Origin of the sequence: uncultured Maribacter sp. (assembly GCF_947500405.1) — a bacterium.
In the GTDB taxonomy this organism is placed as follows: domain Bacteria; phylum Bacteroidota; class Bacteroidia; order Flavobacteriales; family Flavobacteriaceae; genus Maribacter_B.
On sequence record NZ_CANMRY010000029.1, the window covers coordinates 1 to 2505 of the forward strand.

A 2505-nucleotide genomic window follows, 5' to 3' on the forward strand; every position below is an offset into this window, starting at 1 on the left:
ATATTTCAAACTGGGCTAAGCGCTTTTTCTATGTAAAATATTAATTTTAAAAATATATCTTTGGCTGACTGGTTAGCCTATACTTTCCCAGTCCGAAATCATAGCCTAGAACGTTCTATGCAATAATAAAAAACACTCTTTGAAACAATTAACATTCATACTCATAATAGCAATCTTTCTTGGTTGTAAGCAAAATTCTAAATCTGAATTTATCGCTCTGGGTTCGGATAAAATCTCTATCCGAGAGCGAAAAGAATTAAATCAAAATATACTCAATTATGTAAAATATAATTCTGATGTTCTAGCTTTAACGAATGTGACAGTATTTGACGGAAAGGGAAATCCAGCTAAAGAAAATCAAACATTGATTGTTGAAAATGGTCATTTTCAAGCAATTGGACAAAGTTCGAAAATTGACATACCAAAAGGAGCGACTACAATAAATTTAAAAGGAAAAACAATTATCCCGGGAATTGTAGGAGTTCACAATCATCTACATATTCCAAGATTTCCATTTGTTGGAGAAACAGCCTCAAAACTTTACTTGGCATCGGGAGTAACAACTATTCAAACTTGTGGTTCAGCATCACCAGAACAAGGAGTAGAATTGTCAAAAAAAATTGAGCAAGGTAAATTCATTGGCCCCAATATAATAACAAGTGGTCCATATTTTACAGGAAAAGGAGGTAATCCAAATATGATTATCCCACGTGACGAAAAACATATAAAGGATACAATTCAATATTGGACAAAAAAAGGGGTTCGATGGTTTAAAGTTTATCGCCATACAACACCAAGCGACTTGGAAATAATCATCCAAGAGGCACATAAACGGAATGCGAAAGTAACAGGACATTTGTGTTCAATCACATTTGAGCAAGCAACAAATTTTGGAATTGACGGAATAGAACACGGACTGAATAGCACAAGTGATTTTAGAAAGAATAAGACATTCGGTATTTGTGATGGCTCAAGAGAATATATAGATGAGTTGAATATTGATAGTGAGAAAGTAAAACGGCTTCAACAGTTAATGATTGACAACAACGTTTTTTTGACTTCAACATTGGCAATTTATGAGTCAAGTGTTCCAAATAGAGCCTTTGCAGATGAACGTACATTAGAAGTAATGTCATCATTTTTAAAATCTCAATATAGTGAGAGAAGAAATAATTTCGATAGCCAAAAATCGAGTGATAACTTAAGGGAAAGAAGATTAAAACGAATCATGGAATTTGAATATCAATTTTTCAAAATGGGTGGAACTTTAACAGCAGGAGTTGATGCAGGCAGACACGTTCTTCCAGGTTTTGGAGACCAAAGAAATTTTGAATTACTAAAAGAAGCAGGATTCACGAACGAGGAAGCAATCAAAATTATGACGAGTAATGGAGCGAAAGTTCTTTCCAACTCTGAAGTTGGGGTAATTGAGAACGGAAAAAAAGCAGATTTTGTAGTAATTAATGGAGATATTAAAAAAAATATTCGCAATGTTGAGTTAGTTTTCAAAGATGGTTATGGGTATGACCCAAAATTAATTTTAAAGGATATGAATGGAAAATTTGGAGAATAATAACTGCATAGAACATTGTATAAAAATAATAGCGGCTTAATCCCTAAAACGAAAATGAAATATATAAACCAAGAGATAATAATAAACCGAATAATAAGTGCGTAAAACCCGCTACTATTCTTATACGTTACCGTTGTACACCATTTAAGAAAAACATTGAGAACAGAATTAAAATACTTAGAATTAAAGAGTGGATTTTCGGATAACGGAACTGCTTGGATTGGTCTCGTTTCATTCTCTAAAAGCAGAAAAACAATTTATTTTAATGGTAAAGGATTTCAAAGTTTAAATGGAACTGGAATTTCAGGCGGAAACTATTATGAAATTGAATCTGGAAATGAATACTGGATTTCTGGAGTTAAAAAAAATATGTCTGACCGACACAAATTTGGCGGAGGAAAAATCTTTGTGGAAAAACGGATTTTAAATGATTATCTGCAAACTATCGGAAAAACGGAATTGCCAAAATCTGGCTATGAATTGACCGAAGTAGAAACTGAAAAACCGACTGAAAGAATTAATGAATTAGAAAATTCTCAACTGGAAACATCAGAAATTGACGAAAGTATTTACAATAAAACGCCAAAGGAATTGACAAATTCTGAACTTGAATTTCTTATCGAAGAACTAATCGAAGACGAAAAGAATGCCAAGTATAATAAAGGTAGGCGAATGATTAAAAAAGACAGAATTGAATTAGAAACGGAACTTGAGAAACGTGAATAAAAACGGTGTACAACAATGTATAACCACAATTACGGCGGATTCGACTACGTCCGAATCCACGCGGAATTGCTACCGTCAGTGTTTAATCCGAAAATAATCGCTAATTTACCCGTAACTGACGGTTATACGAGACCGTTACCCTTAATGGCTGACCTGAAAAATTCTGACTAAATTTAATATCCTAAATGAGAATCTTGTGTGTCTGA

2 protein-coding genes are annotated in these 2505 nt (G+C 33.3%); both read left to right on the forward strand.

All coding sequences use genetic code 11. The features are described 5' to 3' along the window. The first annotated feature begins 139 nt into the window (after positions 1-139). Positions 140-1573, forward strand: coding sequence for an amidohydrolase family protein (locus Q0945_RS15745; protein ID WP_298550850.1), 1434 nt, complete (start codon positions 140-142; stop codon positions 1571-1573). A gap of 156 nt (positions 1574-1729) precedes the next feature. Continuing rightward, positions 1730-2299 carry a hypothetical protein gene (locus Q0945_RS15750; RefSeq protein ID WP_299436543.1) on the forward strand — a complete coding sequence of 190 codons (570 nt, stop codon included), beginning with the start codon at positions 1730-1732 and terminating at the stop codon, positions 2297-2299. Positions 2300-2505 lie beyond the last annotated feature (206 nt).